Source organism: Aeromonas intestinalis, from assembly GCF_054052485.1.
Window position 1 is genome coordinate 1 of sequence record NZ_JBSTYK010000003.1, and the last position, 14,429, is coordinate 14,429.

Annotated in this window: 12 protein-coding genes; 10 read left to right on the top strand and 2 right to left on the bottom strand. The window is 64.9% G+C overall.

From position 1 onward, the window contains the following. Positions 1-80: 80 nt before the first annotated feature. The 8 genes from nrfB (at position 81) to ACW5W7_RS04345 (ending at position 8,951) form a co-directional block, all read left to right on the top strand. Complete coding sequence (nrfB, locus tag ACW5W7_RS04310; protein WP_456500876.1) at positions 81-668, top strand: cytochrome c nitrite reductase pentaheme subunit; 588 nt, start codon at positions 81-83, stop codon at positions 666-668. Next, the gene (locus ACW5W7_RS04315) at positions 665-1,342 is read left to right on the top strand and encodes a 4Fe-4S dicluster domain-containing protein (protein WP_456500877.1); all 678 of its coding nucleotides are present in this window, start codon (positions 665-667) and stop codon (positions 1,340-1,342) included. The genes nrfB and ACW5W7_RS04315 overlap by 4 nt, the downstream gene beginning before the upstream one ends. Before the next feature lie 90 nt (positions 1,343-1,432). Then, positions 1,433-2,386: a cytochrome c nitrite reductase subunit NrfD gene (gene nrfD / locus ACW5W7_RS04320; protein ID WP_456500878.1), complete on the top strand. Its 954-nt coding sequence runs from the start codon at positions 1,433-1,435 to the stop codon at positions 2,384-2,386. A 138-nt stretch (positions 2,387-2,524) separates the two neighbouring features. Beyond that, positions 2,525-4,498, top strand: coding sequence for a heme lyase NrfEFG subunit NrfE (gene nrfE, locus ACW5W7_RS04325; protein WP_456500879.1), 1,974 nt, complete (start codon positions 2,525-2,527; stop codon positions 4,496-4,498). Further along, positions 4,495-5,046, top strand: a complete 552-nt coding sequence (locus ACW5W7_RS04330; RefSeq protein ID WP_456500880.1) for a DsbE family thiol:disulfide interchange protein — start codon at positions 4,495-4,497, stop codon at positions 5,044-5,046. Before nrfE ends, ACW5W7_RS04330 begins: the two co-directional genes overlap by 4 nt. Beyond that, the gene (gene nrfF / locus ACW5W7_RS04335) at positions 5,043-6,221 is read left to right on the top strand and encodes a heme lyase NrfEFG subunit NrfF (protein ID WP_456500881.1); all 1,179 of its coding nucleotides are present in this window, start codon (positions 5,043-5,045) and stop codon (positions 6,219-6,221) included. The genes ACW5W7_RS04330 and nrfF overlap by 4 nt, the downstream gene beginning before the upstream one ends. Before the next feature lie 285 nt (positions 6,222-6,506). Continuing rightward, positions 6,507-7,406, top strand: coding sequence for a D-alanyl-D-alanine endopeptidase (gene pbpG / locus ACW5W7_RS04340; protein ID WP_434662573.1), 900 nt, complete (start codon positions 6,507-6,509; stop codon positions 7,404-7,406). A 291-nt stretch (positions 7,407-7,697) separates the two neighbouring features. Beyond that, positions 7,698-8,951: a D-amino acid dehydrogenase gene (locus ACW5W7_RS04345; RefSeq protein ID WP_456500882.1), complete on the top strand. Its 1,254-nt coding sequence runs from the start codon at positions 7,698-7,700 to the stop codon at positions 8,949-8,951. A gap of 116 nt (positions 8,952-9,067) precedes the next feature. Here the strand turns inward: ACW5W7_RS04345 and ACW5W7_RS04350 are convergent, their stop codons facing one another. Beyond that, positions 9,068-9,706 (bottom strand): TetR/AcrR family transcriptional regulator, encoded by a 639-nt coding sequence (locus ACW5W7_RS04350; RefSeq protein WP_456501108.1) that lies wholly within the window; start codon positions 9,704-9,706, stop codon positions 9,068-9,070. Positions 9,707-9,916: 210 nt separating this feature from the next. On the opposite strand from ACW5W7_RS04350, the gene ACW5W7_RS04355 reads away from it, so the two are divergent. Continuing rightward, entirely contained in the window at positions 9,917-11,875 is a 1,959-nt protein-coding gene (locus ACW5W7_RS04355) for an amidohydrolase (protein WP_456500883.1), read from the top strand. Between the two features lie 46 nt (positions 11,876-11,921). Here ACW5W7_RS04355 and ACW5W7_RS04360 read toward each other — a convergent pair whose 3' ends face one another. Further along, complete coding sequence (locus tag ACW5W7_RS04360; protein WP_456500884.1) at positions 11,922-13,055, bottom strand: HPP family protein; 1,134 nt, start codon at positions 13,053-13,055, stop codon at positions 11,922-11,924. A 184-nt stretch (positions 13,056-13,239) separates the two neighbouring features. On the opposite strand from ACW5W7_RS04360, the gene ACW5W7_RS04365 reads away from it, so the two are divergent. Next, positions 13,240-14,361, top strand: coding sequence for a glycosyltransferase family 9 protein (locus ACW5W7_RS04365; protein ID WP_456500885.1), 1,122 nt, complete (start codon positions 13,240-13,242; stop codon positions 14,359-14,361). Positions 14,362-14,429: the final 68 nt, after the last annotated feature.

The following is a 14,429-nucleotide window of genomic DNA, read 5'->3' on the forward strand; positions in this document are numbered from 1 at the left end:
CCCCCCGCGGCGGCCGGGCCCCCACACGCCCGGGCCGGGGGGCCCCGGCCCCCGCCCCCGCAGCTGGATGGAGGCTTCCTATGGGTGATTTAACGATGGATTTCTTACGACTGATGCTGATGGCAGCCATGCTGCTCACCAGCCTGCAGGGTCAGGCCGCCGAGGCCGCCGCCCCTGTGCCCGCCACCCACGAGGTGGAGTTCCTGCGCAGCGCCGACAAGGCCTGTACCGACTGCCACAAGGAGCAGACTGACGGCATGCACGGCAAGCATGCCAAGGCCACCAACCCCAACAACCTGGCCCCGGTCACCTGCACCAACTGTCACGGCCTCCCCTCTCCCCAGCATCGGGAAGGGGTCAAGGATGTGATGCGCTTCAAAGACAGCTTCAGCCAGCCGCTTGGCAAGGATGATTACCCCATCGCCGAGCAGAACAGCGTCTGCATGAGCTGTCATGAGCCCAAGCCCCTGCGCGAGGCGCTCTGGGCCCACGACGTACACATGACCAAACTCAGTTGCACCAGTTGCCACCAACTGCACCCGGCCAAGGAGCCCATGGTCGGCATCCCGGCGCAATCCCGGGTCAAGCTGTGCGTCGACTGTCACAGCAAGCAGCATGAAGCCAAGGCGGCCAACTCCGGGGCCGGCGTGAGCAAGGAGGCGCCATGAGCTGCTCTCGCCGTCAATTCATGGCGGGGATGAGCGCGGGCACCCTCATCATGATGACGGGTTCCCGCTCCCTTGCCAGCACCCTCGCCCACAGCCAGACCATCGATGGCGTGCGCTACGGCATGCTGCACGACGAAACCGCCTGCATCGGCTGCACCGCCTGCATGGATGCCTGCCGGGAGGTGAACCAGGTGCCGGAGGGGGTATCCCGCCTCGAGATCCTCCGCTCCGGCCCCATCGGCGAATTTCCCGATGCGGACTACCACTTCTTTCGCAAGTCCTGTCAGCACTGCGACAACGCACCCTGTGTTCACGTCTGCCCGACCGGCGCCTCCCACCTTCGCGTGGAAGACGGCATCGTCGATGTGAACCCGGATCTCTGCGTCGGCTGCATGTATTGTCTGGCCGCCTGCCCCTACCAGGTCCGCTTCATCAACCCGGTCACCCGGGTGGCGGACAAGTGCGACTTCTGCCGCAAGACCAACCTGGCAGCAGGCAAGGAGCCTGCCTGCGTGGAATCCTGCCCCACCAAGGCGCTGGTGTTCGGCAATCTGGACGATCCGGACAGCCCCATCGCCAAACGGCTGGTGAAGGAGACTACCTACCGCTACAAGCAGGCGCTCGGCACCTCGCCCAAGATGTATCGCGTGCCCAAAGGGGAGATAACGTCATGACCATGCAAACGGCATTTCACATCCCCTTCCTGACTTGGGGACGTGGCCCATCACCATCGGTGCCGGCAATGACAGCGGGAGGGGATCACCATGTGGCATGATGCATTTCACTTCCCTTCACTCGTGTGGGATTGGCCCATCGCCATCTACCTCTTTTTGCTCGGCATCTCGGCGGGGGCCACCACCCTCTCGGTGCTGCTGCGCAGGAAGGGGGCCGGCAGCGAGAGCGGCATCATCAAGGCGACCGCCATCCTGGCCCCCGCGAGCGTCATCCTGGGCTTGCTGATCCTCATCTTCCACCTGGCCCGCCCCTGGACCTTCTGGAAGCTGATGTTCCACTACCAGTTCGACTCCGTCATGTCCATGGGGGTCATGCTGTTCCAGCTCTACATGGCGGTGCTGTTTGCCTGGCTGGCGGTGGTGTTTCGGGCCGATATCGAGACCCTGCGCGGGCGTTTCCTCAAGGAGAAGTTCGCCTTCGTGGACAGTCTTGTCGCCCTGCTGGCACGATTCGAGCGTCTGCTCGCCCCGCTGCTCCTGCTGCTGGCCGTGCTGCTTGGGGCCTACACCGGCTTCCTGCTCTCGGCGCTGAAGACCTACCCGCTCCTGAACAACCCCGTACTGCCGGTGCTGTTCCTGGTCTCCGGCATCAGCTCAGGGATCGCTGCCACCATCATGCTGGCGGTGACGCTCTTCAAAGAGTCTCACCACAGCCAGGGGGTGAGCTTCGTGCACCGCTTCGAGCGACCCGTGCTCGCGGTGGAGATCCTGCTGCTGGTCTGCTTCTTCACCGGCCTCTACTTCGGGGGGGGTCAGAAGGAGGTGGCCATGTGGGCCGCCATTGGCAGCGGCTTCTGGGCCCAGGTGTTCTGGGTGGGCGTGGTGGGCATCGGCATGCTGCTGCCCCAGCTGCTCTCCCTGCTGACCCCGGCGCCACTGCGGGAACGCAACGGCCATCTGGTACTGGTGTGCAGCCTGACCCTGGTGGGCATATTGCTGCTGCGCTATTTCATGCTCTACGCGGGTCAGATGACGGTGGTCTGAACCCGCCTTGCCAAACGCCAGCCGCCCTGCGGCTGGCGTTTGTTTGTGTGACTGAACGAGATCCTGGTGATACCGCAGCGCCCGTCGGGTGCGAGTGCTGCGGCATCACATGAACGATTGATTGGAACTGGAGGTTGTGTGCTGGCGGAGCTCGGCTATCTCTCACTGCTGCTGGCAACGGCGTTATCTCTGCTGCAAGGCACATTGCCCTGGCTCGGGCTCAGGCTCGCCTCCCCCGCCCTGCTCGGCAGCGCCAGGCCGTTGGCGCTGCTCAATGCCGCCCTGCTGGCCGCCGCGCTGGCGCTGCTCGGGATCTGTTTTGCGGAGGATGACTTCACCCTGATCTATGTGGCGCAGCACGCCAACAGCGCCCTGCCGCTGGGTTTCAAACTCGCGGCAACCTGGGGCGGTCACGAGGGTTCCATGCTCTTCTTCGTGTTTGCGCTGGCACTCTGGGGGGCCCTGGTGGCCCTTGTCTCAAAGCGGGTAGATCCCCTCATCCGGGCCCGGGTACTGGCCATCATGGGGCTCATCGTCGGCCTGCTGGGCCTCTACACCCTGCTCTTCTCCAGCCCCTTCGATCGCAGCTTCCCGGGCCCCCTGGAGGGACGCGATCTCAATCCCATGCTGCAGGACATCGGCCTCATCATCCATCCGCCTCTGCTCTACCTCGGCTACGTGGGCTTTGCGGTCAACTTTGCCTTCGCCATGGCGGCGCTCCATTCGGGCAGACTCGATGGTGCCGTGGCCCACTGGAGCCGCCCCTGGGCGCTGGGCTCCTGGGTCTTTCTCACCGCCGGCATCGTGCTCGGTTCCTGGTGGGCCTATTACGAGCTCGGCTGGGGAGGCTGGTGGTTCTGGGATCCAGTGGAAAACGCCTCCCTGCTGCCCTGGCTGCTGGGTACCGCCCTGCTGCACGCCCTGATCGTCTGCGAGCAGCGCGGTGCCTACGGTCACGCCGTCTTGCTGCTCTCCATCTTCACCTTCTCCTTGAGCCTGCTCGGTACCTTCGTGGTGCGCTCCGGGGTGCTCACCTCGGTGCATGCCTTCGCGGTGGATCCGGATCGTGGCCTCACCCTGTTGCTGCTGCTTGGCCTGTTGCTCACCACGGCCCTGACCCTGTTTGCCCTGCGGGCGGACACCCGCGCCCCCTATGCCCGCTTCGGGCTGCGCTCCAAAGAGGGGCTGCTCGGCGCCGCCATCCTGCTGCTCGTCGTGGCCTGTGCCAGCGTGCTGCTCGGCACCTTCTATCCCATGGTGTTCCAGTCCCTGCACCTGGGGTCGCTCTCGGTGGGGGCGCCCTACTTCAACACCATCTTCGTCCCTCTGGCCTTGGCACTGATGATGCTGATGACCCAGATCCCGCGCCTGCGCTGGCAACGGCTGGTAAAGACCTCCCGACTCAATACCCTGTTGCCCCCCTTGTTCGGCATGCTGGGGGGCGGCCTGCTCAGCCTCAGTTACCGCGAGCAGGGACCGCTCGGCTGGGGCGGGATCCTCGCCAACATGATCGCACTGTGGCTGCTGGCGAGCCTGCTGCTTTGCTTCCCATTCAGGACAGGACTCACCCACCCCGCTCGCCTCGGCAGCCTGCTGGCCCATCTCGGAGTGGCAGTGTGCGCCCTCGGCATCGCCCAGGTGAGCCACTTCAGCCAGGAAGGGGGGGCCGTGCTCAGTCCGGAGCACCCCTATCGCCTCGGCGCCTACGAGTTTCGTTACGAGGGGAGCGAGCCCCTGCTCGGCCCCAACTACACCGCTGAGCGCATCACCCTGAGCGTGCACAAGGGAGAAAAGGAAGTGGCCCGCCTGATGCCGGAGCGGCGCCACTACAGCGTGCGTACCATGAACATGAACGAGCCCGGCATCCAGTGGGGATTATTCGGGGATCTCTATGTGGTGCTCGGCGAGAAGATGGGGCCGGATGCCTACGCCATGCGTCTGCACCACAAACCGCTGGTGCGCTGGATCTGGTTCGGGGGTCTGCTGATGATGGCGGGCGGGGCCCTGCGCCTGCTGGGGCGCCGCGCCATGCTTCCCCATCCTGCGGCGAGCACCAACCAGGTTGCACCCCACACACCGGCACCGCTGCACTCATCCCGGGAGCCCTCATGAACCGCCTGCGCCTCTTCATTCCACTGCTGCTGAGTCTCATCCTCGGTACCCTGCTCTGGCTCGGCCTGGGGCAGGATCCCTATCGCCAGGACGATGCCACCCTGGGGCGAAGCCTGCCTGCCTGGCAGAGCGAGAACCTGCTGGGTGGCGCGGCCATTGATACCGCCAGTCTCAAGGGGGAGCCCTTCCTGCTCAACGTCTGGGCCAGCTGGTGCCCGGCCTGCCGCGCCGAACACGGCGTGCTCAAGGAGCTGGCCGGCACAGTCCCCCTCTATGGCCTCAACTACCGGGACAAGGGGGATGCGGCCCGCGCCTGGCTTGCCCAGGCAGGCAATCCCTACCGCGCCGTGCTCGCCGATCCCGATGGCAAACTGGCGCTGGAGCTCGGGGTCTATGGCACCCCGGAGACCTATCTCTTCGCCGCCGACGGTACCCTGCTCAGCCGCCATACCGGCGAGCTCACCCGGGAGATCTGGCAGCGCCAGTTCCTGCCCCTGCTGAGTCAGGCGCGCACGACCCCTCTGGCCCGTCAGGAGGGCAGACCATGAGAACCCTGGCGCTGCTGTCCCTGCTGCTCCCGTTGATCCTTTCCCTGAGCCCTGCGGCCCGCGCCAGCGGGGTCGACACCTATCAGTTCAGTCACCCCGAACGTCAGGTCCGCGCCCAGGAGCTGGCCCGCGCCCTGCGCTGCCCCCAATGCCAGAACCAGAACCTGGTGGAATCCAACTCACCCATCGCCCGGGATCTGCGCCTCGAGGTCTACCGCTGGGTGGATGAGGGGCAGAGCGATGAGCAGGTGATCGCCCGCATGACGAAGCGCTTCGGCGACTTCGTGCGCTACGATCCCCCCTTCAAGGTCAGTACCACCCTGCTCTGGGGCGGCCCCCTGCTGATCTTGCTGCTGGCCACGCATCGGCTGCGCCGCAGCTTCAAACACGCCAACGCTTCCCGCTCTCCCTTGCAGGAAACCGAGACGCCATCCACCATCCCGGACTCCAGAGCTGCGCTGAATCGGCAGATCATGGCCGAGCAACAGGCAGGGATCCCGGCCCATTCCCCTCTCTATCAGGAACTGACCCAAGCCTGCCTTGCCAATGCCACCCCCCTTGCCGAGCGGCGCCTGCAGGCCAGGATAGCGAGCGCGGATCACCGCCGCCCCCTGCGCTGGCTCTGGTTGCTGCTGCCGCTCCTTATCGCCATCACCGGTTTTTATGCCAGCACGGGGCGCTATCAGGCCTGGCAGGCCCATCAATCCCGCCCCGATCCCCTGGCGGGGTTGAGCCCCCGTGACCTGCAGGACAAGGAGCTCAGCGCCCTGCACCAACGCCTTCAGGTCAACCCGGCGGATCGCGATGGCTGGGCCGAACTCGGCCAGCTCTATCTCTATCGGGACGATTACGACAACGCCTGGCTTGCCTATCTGCGTCTGGCACTGCTGGAAGGGGGTGCCAGCGCTGCTACCCAGGCCGCCCAGGCCACCGTTCTCTATTACCAGGCAGGTCAAGTGCTTACCCCTGAGGCACAGCGCCTGCTGGAGAGCGCGCTCAAGCAGGACGCGGGGGAAGTGAGCGCCCTGATGTTGCTCGCCTCGGATCACTTCCTGCACGGTCGCTACGGTGAGGCCATCACCCTCTGGCAACGGCTGCTGGACGAGGAGCGCCCCCGCATCAACCGGGCCGCGCTGATCCAGGCCATCCAGACCGCCCGCATCATGGGAGGGTGATGGACTGAGAGCTGTACGAAGCCATGGTGTGACGTTCAGAGTGAAAACAGTGGCAAGGACGGGCAATTACAGGCATAAAGTGCGCCACATGGGGTTCGTGCTGACAATATCGTTGGCCACGGCTCCCATATTTGGGGCGGGCATGACCAGTAGCCACCCCTGAGGTGATTGCAAGGTCGTTCACCTCATAAAATACAAATTTTGGAACTTTTGGCATTGTTAAGCGTCAGTTCCCGTCATATAACTTAGCCAAATAACCTCGTTGTCGTACGGTAGAGCCTCATCATGAACATGCGCCCTTTTCTCAATCTGCTGCTCGGTGCCTTCCTCCTTCCCGTCAGCATGCACAGTGTCCAAGCCGCTCCCAAAAGCACGTTTCTCGAACCCCGCAGCAATCTCGTTCTCAGCTCAGATGCCTTCGTGGTCGCCAATCCGCGCACCGGCGAGATCCTGTCCGAGCGCAACGCCAACCGGGTGATGCCGATTGCCTCCATCACCAAGCTGATGACGGCGCTGGTGGTGCTGGACGGCAACCAGCGCCTCAACGAGACCCTCACCGTCACCATGGATGACGTGGACAGACTCAAGGGCACGGGCTCTCGCCTCGCGGTCGGCTCGCGTCTGAGCCGGGCCGACATGCTGCACATCGCATTGATGTCGTCGGAGAACCGCGCCGCCTCTGCCCTCGGTCGCCATTATCCGGGGGGGCGCCGCGCCTTTATCGAGGCGATGAACGCCAAGGCCCGCATGCTCGGCATGTGGAGTACCCATTTTTCTGACAGCACGGGGCTCAACCCCCGCAACGTATCCAGTGCCCACGATCTCGCCAAGCTGGTGGCGGCGGCCTCCACCTACCCCCTCATCCGCCAGTACACCTCCACCGATCAGCGCCTGATCCGCAACGGCAAGCGCCAGATGCACTACCGCAACTCCAACAGCCTGGTGCGCGAAGGGAGCTGGCCCATCCTGGTGTCCAAGACCGGTTATATCCGTGAGGCGGGTCGCTGCCTGGTGATGGAGACCAAGGTCAGCCAGGAGCCGGTGATCATGGTGCTGCTCCATGCCGATACCCCGGGGGCGCGGGTGGCGGACGCCAAGCGCATCAGGAGCTGGCTGGAGAGCTCGGGGCGCATGAGCCTCACCGCCCAGTCCACTCCGCCGGCCAAGCTCTTCTCGGCCCAATAAGCTCCACCTCCCAACAACCGCAGGCCACGCCTGCGGTTGTTGTTTTCAGCGCCCTCCCCCGCTCAGTGTTGGCATTACGGATCCCGCCCTTTTTTTGCAGTCAAAAACGTCACCATATTGTCACCTCGCATCATCAAACACTGGTTTTATATGTTAATGCGGTGATAAATCACATTTTCATGGCAACGGATTTGCCGATCCCGCTGCCGGTGATAACGTGATGCCCATTGCCCGGCCTCAGGGCCTGGAAGACATAAATCCCGCACAGGCGGTCATGACAAGGATGATGTGATGAAGATAGTGGTAATGGGTGGGGGGGTCATCGGGGTGACCAGTGCCTGGTATCTGGCCAAGGCAGGCCATCAGGTCACCCTGCTGGAGCGACGAGGCGATGTGGCGCTCGAAACCAGTCATGCCAACGCGGGGCAGATCTCCCCGGGCTATGCCTCCCCCTGGGCCGCCCCCGGTATCCCCCTCAAGGCGGCAAAATGGATGCTGCAAAAACACGCCCCCTTCACGGTGCGTCCCACCTCGGATCCCTTCCAGCTGCGCTGGATGCTGCAGATGTTTGCCAACTGCACCCCGGCGGCCTATGCCACCAACAAGGGGCGCATGGTGCGCCTTGCCGAATACAGTCGTGACTGCATGAAAGCGCTGCGGGATGAACTGGCCCTCGACTACGAGGGGCGCCAGCTCGGCACCCTGCAGCTGTTTCGCAGCCAGGCCCAGCTAGACGCCAGCAAGCGCGACATCGAGGTACTGGCTGAATATGGCGTCCCCTACGAGGCGCTCGATACCGCCGGCTGCGAGGGGGCAGAGCCCGCCCTCGCACGGGTGCGTGGCAAGATAGTGGGCGGGCTGCGCCTGCCTGGGGACGAGACCGGTGACTGCTACCGCTTCACCAATGGCCTGGCGGCCGAAGCTCGCCGTCTGGGGGTGGAATTTGTCTTCGACTGCGCCATCGACGAGCTTGAACTGAGCGGGGGACGCGCTGTCGCCGTGCGCGCCGGTGAGCGGCGCTGGCAGGCGGATGCCATCGTCTGCGCCCTCGGCAGCTATGGCACCGGCTTCCTGCGCCCCCTCGGCCTCGCCCTGCCCGTCTATCCGGTCAAGGGGTACTCCCTCACCCTGCCGATGACAGATCCGGATGCCTCCCCCCGCAGCACTGTGCTGGATGAAACCTACAAGGTGGCCATCACCCGCTTCGATGAGCGGATCCGGGTCGGCGGCATGGCCGAACTCAGCGGCTTCAACCTCGCCCTCAACCCCAAGCGCCACGACACCTTGGCCATGGTGGTGCGGGATCTCTTCCCCGAGGGAGGCGACATCGGCCGTGCCGAGTTCTGGACCGGGCTGCGTCCCATGACGCCGGACGGCACCCCGCTGGTGGGGCCGAGCCCCATTCCCGGGCTCTGGCTCAACACCGGCCATGGCACCCTGGGCTGGACCATGGCGGCAGGCTCCGGCCAGCTGCTGGCGGATCTCATCTCGGGCGGTGCCCCCGCCATCAGCGGCGAGGGACTGACCCTGGCCCGCTACGGCTAGGGGCCGAGCCTAGCCTAAAGAAAGAGAGGGAGTGCCAAGCACTCCCTCTCTGTTTTTGGTCAAGCCTTTGTCCTTCATCACAGGTCTCGGCGCTGGATGATCGAACTCGCACGGGATCAGCCTGATGTCAGACCGGGGAGGAAGCGCCAGACAAGGGACGGATCCGGCTCCGCGATGGCAGCACCGATCAGTTGCTCACACCAGCGCCTGTGCAGTTGCCACATCAGCACACCCGGCTCCCCCTGCCCCTTGGTGCACTGCTTGGCCACGTCCGTCGTCCGATAGAAGTAGCGCACCAGGGTGATAAGTTCGGGCTCTGGCCAGCGGCAACCGAAGTGGCGCAGCCGTTCCGACCAGAAGGCTATCTGGCCCCGCTCGTGCTCCTGCTCCACCCCGTGCAGGGCAGGGATGAGATCCATCGCCTGCCAGAGCGCCCCGTAGCCGACGAAGCGCTCGTCCAGGGCCACCAGGGCCTCGTCCAGCATCTGCAGGGTCTGGGGCCAGCTCAGGGCCTGCTCGCGGATCGCCTCCTGCGCCTCGCACACCGCGCCCAACCAGTCCATGGCGAGGCGGCAGATGATCGCCTCCTTGTTGGGATAGAGGTGATAGAGCGACTTGATGCCTACCCCGGCCCGCTCGGCGATGGCATTGGTGTTGAGCGCCGCGAATCCCTGCTCTTGCAGCAGTGCCAGGGTGGCCTGCTCGATGCGGCTCGCCGCCTCCAGGCTGCGCTGCTGCCTCGGCTGGCGCCGCATGCAGAGCTCGCTCGGCAATAGATGTTCCATCAAGACTTCTCCGCTGTCAGGCCGACTCGCCCCCACTGCTCGCCATAACTACATGATGTGACAAGGTAAACACAAGCCAAAAAAAATGCAGCAATTACTGGCATTTGTCAGAATAGCTGCAATAAACAAGGGTGCTCATATATGCAGTAAATACTGCAATTAACCCAAGGAGAGCACGCTATGGATAGCAAACAACGAAGGCTGGGCCCCCAGCCTCGCCTGATGGGTGCCCTGCTGCTGGGCACCCTGCTCGGTGGCTGCCAGCAGGAGAACAGCAGCACATCCCAGGCCCCGAGCACCCTCTACCTCAACGGCAAGATCCACACCCAGGACAGGCAAGGCAGCCAGGCCGAGGCCATGGTGGTGCAGGACGGCAAGTTCGTCTATGTGGGATCCCATGACGGCGCCAAGGCCTATCAGAACAAGGACACCCAGGTGGTGGATCTGCGGGGTCGCATGGTGCTGCCGGGCCTGCACGACAACCACATCCATCTGCTCGGCACGGTCGCACTCGACATGTGCGATCTCGACGGCCAGAGCATCGATCTGGACGAGCTTGCCGCCAGAGTCAGGGAGTGCCTGCCCCGCTACGCCCCCAAGCCAGGGGAGTGGCTGGTGGTCAACCAGTGGTCCCCCTATGATGGCAACACCCCGACCGCCACCCATGCCACCCTGCTGGCGGCGCTCGATGCGGCGGCGCCGAACAACCCGGTCATGCTGGCCGGGGTCGACGGTCACGCCAGCGCCTACAACTCCCGGGCGCTGGCCCTGGCGGCAGACCAGGACGGCAACACGGTCGGCTTCAACGGCGCCAGTCTGGCGCCGGGGGGCGTGTTCGAGGCCTTCATCCCCTATGTGGATCTCGCCAGCGGTGTCATCCGCGACGGGGCGCGCAGCGCCATCCCCGTGCCCGACACCGACGTGCTGAGCGCAAGCGACGATCAGGCCGCCACCCAGTACGACAAGATCCTGCCCGCCATCTCGGAGCTGATGGCGTCACGCGGCATCACCGGCATTCAGGACGCCTGCGCCACCGATTTCATTCGCCAGCGGCTGCGCAACATGCAGGGGCAGGATCTGCTGCACATGCGGGTCACCGCCGCCACCTGCTTCCATGCCGAGGATTATGCCGGCACCCTGGATCTGGGGGCTCGACTCGCCAAGGCTCGCGAAGTCAGGGAGTCTTTCGCAGACAATCCCCTCATCAAGGCCGATGCGGTCAAGATCTTCCTCGACGGCGTGATCGAGGGAGATCCCTTCACCGATCCTGTCTTCCTGCCCAACGCCGGCATGCTGGAGAATTACCACAGGCCCCACCTCGCCATGGACACCGGCAGCGGCGAGGTGACCATCACAGCCGACAGCGAGGATGCGGGCAGCAACGGCATCGTCAACTACAGCGATGGGGATCTGAAGCGCTACGTGGGCGCCCTGGACAAGGAGGGATTCAGCATCCACATGCACAGCATCGGCGATCGCAGCACCCGGATGGGACTGGATGCGCTGAGCGCGGCCCGTGCCAGCAACGGGGATCACGGCATTCCCCACACCCTGGCCCACCTGCAGGTGGTTCACCCGGACGATCAGAAACGCCTCGGGGAGCTCGGCCTCTACCTCACCTTCACCTACGCCTGGACCACGCCCCAGCTCGCCTACGACATGCTGGTGACCCCCTTCATCCAGCCCACCAGGGCGGGCCAGCCGTTGAGCGAGGCCCTCTACGATCCCCTCGGCTACCTGCACGAGGCTCTCTACCCGGTGGAGAGCTCGCGCAAGGCGGGCGCCGTGCTGGTGGCAGGCAGCGATGCGCCGGTAGACAGCCGGGATCCCCGCCCGTTCGAGAACATGGCCGCCGGCATCATCAAGGCCGCCGGCAGTGGCGACGAATACCGCGCCAGCCAGCGTATTTCCCTCACCGAGATGCTGGCCGCCTACACCATCAACGGCGCCAGGGCGGTGCGTCAGGGGGAGATCACCGGCTCCATTGAGGTGGGTAAATCGGCGGACTTCATCGTGCTGGACAGGGACCTCTACGCCCTGGTCAAGGCCGGCACCCCGGAGCAGATCGCCGAGACCCGGGTCGAGCGCACCGTGTTTCAGGGGGAGACCGTCTACACAGCCCCAGACATGACCCCTTGAGTCGACGTTAGCCACAAAAAGGCCCCGGGAGGGGCCTGTTTCGTTTTCAGGATGCAGGCTCCCCTTCGCGGGGAGCGAGCTCCTCGCCCCGGACTGGCTGCAACGCCAGATTGAACAGGGCGGCCACCATGTCGGACTGGGTGAGGATCCCCACCAGTCGCTCCCCATCCAGCACCGGCATATGGTGCAGACCTCCGTCGGAGAAAGCCTCCACCAGGTCATAGAGCGGCTGATGACGCCATGCCGTGCGCACTTCCCGGGTCATCAGCGCCGCCACCGTCCGGGTCTCCAGCGCCTGCAGGCCGCGAGGTTGCCGGTTTTCTCTGTCGATCATGAGGTCATGCAGGGTCAGGATCCCCACCAGCCGCTCCCCGTCCACCACGGGCAGCGCCTTGATCCTGTGCTGGGACAGCAGTTGCCAGGCCGCCATGGCCGGTTCATCCGGCGCCGTCACCACCAGATCTTTCGACATCACATCCTGACAACGCACCGTGCCGACCCGCTCGCGCAGGGCATGCAACTGCGCCTCCTGCAGCAGATCCTGCAGATCCTGGCGGCTGATATCGAGCAGTTCGCCGTGCTTGCCCAGTGCGAAGTCGATGTCGGTGGCACTGGCAAGGCGGGCGCTCGGCTCGGGGTCGGCAGTCTGGTGGCGATTGGGCGCGGCCTTGGCACCATTGGGGTAACGGCGACCCAGCAGGCGGTTGTAGACAAGACCGAGGACAAGCAGCAGCCCGGCATTGAGCAGTACCGGCAACAGCACGTAACCCATCCCCAGCTGGCGGATCCCCTCCCCGCCGATGACGGCGGTCAGGGCCACGGCCCCGCCGGGGGGATGCAGGCTGCGGGTCAGGAACATGGCACCGATGGCCAGCATCACCGCCAGCGCCGAGGCGAGGGCCGGATCCGGCACCAGGGCGGCGCTAACCACCCCCATCAACGCCGAAACCCCGTTGCCCACCAGGATGGACCAGGGCTGGGCCAGAGGGCTCGCCGGCGCCGCGAACAGCAACACGGCGGAGGCCCCCATGGGGGCTATCAGCCAATATGCCTCTATCCCCAGCGCCCACTGACAGATCAGGCCCGTGCCGCACAATCCGATAAAGGCACCGAGGGCCCCCACCACGCTCTCTTTGAGGCCGGTATTGGTCGATACCGGCAAAAAATCCCTGAACTGCATCCTGCTCCCGCTGGCCATAAGGTTTATTTCAAATGCGCAATATTAACGACTTCCCTGCGTCCATTGCCAGCACGGCGCCCTCCAACGTCGCAACATGGCATTCACTTGCGGCACGCATTCCCTTAATCCCCCCTTAATCATCCCCTGCCACTCTGGGCTCATCGCCACTCACGGAGTCACTCTTATGAGCACCCTCAGAGACGCCCTGCGCCGCTTCGATAGTCAGCGTCGTTGCTGGACACAAGGGCTTGAACGCGCCTTCCTCGCCTGGCTTGCCCGCCGGGGCAAGCTGCCTGACGCCAAGCCCGGAGTGCGCCGCATCCTGGTCATTCGCAGCACCAACCGGATCGGCAACAATCTGTTCCTGCTGCCCTTCCTGCAGGCCCTGCGCAGTGCCCACCCCGACGCCGACATCGAGCTGGTGTGCAGCGGCGGCCCCCTGCTTCCCTTCCTGTCCCATCTGCGGCTCGCACAACTGCACAGGGTCAGGTTGCAGGGCCGGCACTTGCTGACGGCCTTGCCCATACTCTGGCGCCTGCGCCGCCAGCACTACGACCGGGTCTATGTGCCGTTTGCCTCCAGCACGGATCACCTGATCGCCGCCTGGGTGCGGGGAGCCGAGAAGCTGGGATTCGATGATGCCAAGGGGGATCTGCTGTTTGAACACCCCCAGCGCCCCGACAGTGAGTGCCACTACGCCCACCAGCCACTGCAACTGCTCGGCCAGAGCGCCTCCCTGACGGACCCCATCCCGCTTGGGGCCAGGCTGGGCCCGTCTCCCGAGCTCACGGCTCTGGTCAACACCTATCCAGATCGCCCTCTGGTGGGCTTTTTCACCGGCGCCCGCAAGGGCAAGGGGCTCTCCCAGCCGCAATGGCAGCGGCTGCTCTGGGACCTGCACCAGCACCACCCGACGGCCTTGCTGATCCAGCTCACCGACCCGGCCGACCCCATGCCCCCACTCGGTGATTGCCAGGTAACCCTGCCAAACCTCGTCGAGCTGGTGCGCTTCACTCAGGATCTGCGGCTCTTCATCAGCGCCGATACGGGCCCACTCCATCTGGCGGCCGCCAGCGGTGTGCCCTGCCTTGGTCTCTTCACCCAGACCGACCCCGCACGCTATGGCTGCCTCGGCCCCCGCCACCGCAATCAGGTGATCGGGGATCGCAATGCCATCCCCCTCGATCTGGCCTGGCTCGGCGCCGCCCTGACCCAGGCACCCGTGCCGCGCACCTGGGCCCGGGCGATTCGCCCAGCCCACCAACCCCAGCCCTTGCGACTCCTGACGGATGCCAACGGCAGATAAAAAAAGAGGGAAGGCTCGCGCCTTCCCTCTGTCATTGTTCCCCTGTTCTCTTGTGGTAGTGATGGACG

What these genes read in the sequence shown, in the direction of transcription:
- nrfB (WP_456500876.1), top strand. Translation starts at nt 81, where the DNA reads ATGGGTGATTTAACGATGGATTTCTTACGACTGATGCTGATGGCAGCC.
- ACW5W7_RS04330 (WP_456500880.1), top strand. Translation starts at nt 4,495, where the DNA reads ATGAACCGCCTGCGCCTCTTCATTCCACTGCTGCTGAGTCTCATCCTC.
- nrfF (WP_456500881.1), top strand. Translation starts at nt 5,043, where the DNA reads ATGAGAACCCTGGCGCTGCTGTCCCTGCTGCTCCCGTTGATCCTTTCC.
- ACW5W7_RS04355 (WP_456500883.1), top strand. Translation starts at nt 9,917, where the DNA reads ATGGATAGCAAACAACGAAGGCTGGGCCCCCAGCCTCGCCTGATGGGT.
- ACW5W7_RS04315 (WP_456500877.1), top strand. Translation starts at nt 665, where the DNA reads ATGAGCTGCTCTCGCCGTCAATTCATGGCGGGGATGAGCGCGGGCACC.
- ACW5W7_RS04345 (WP_456500882.1), top strand. Translation starts at nt 7,698, where the DNA reads ATGAAGATAGTGGTAATGGGTGGGGGGGTCATCGGGGTGACCAGTGCC.
- pbpG (WP_434662573.1), top strand. Translation starts at nt 6,507, where the DNA reads ATGAACATGCGCCCTTTTCTCAATCTGCTGCTCGGTGCCTTCCTCCTT.
- ACW5W7_RS04350 (WP_456501108.1), bottom strand. Translation starts at nt 9,706, where the DNA reads ATGCGGCGCCAGCCGAGGCAGCAGCGCAGCCTGGAGGCGGCGAGCCGC.
- ACW5W7_RS04365 (WP_456500885.1), top strand. Translation starts at nt 13,240, where the DNA reads ATGAGCACCCTCAGAGACGCCCTGCGCCGCTTCGATAGTCAGCGTCGT.
- ACW5W7_RS04360 (WP_456500884.1), bottom strand. Translation starts at nt 13,055, where the DNA reads ATGCAGTTCAGGGATTTTTTGCCGGTATCGACCAATACCGGCCTCAAA.
- nrfD (WP_456500878.1), top strand. Translation starts at nt 1,433, where the DNA reads ATGTGGCATGATGCATTTCACTTCCCTTCACTCGTGTGGGATTGGCCC.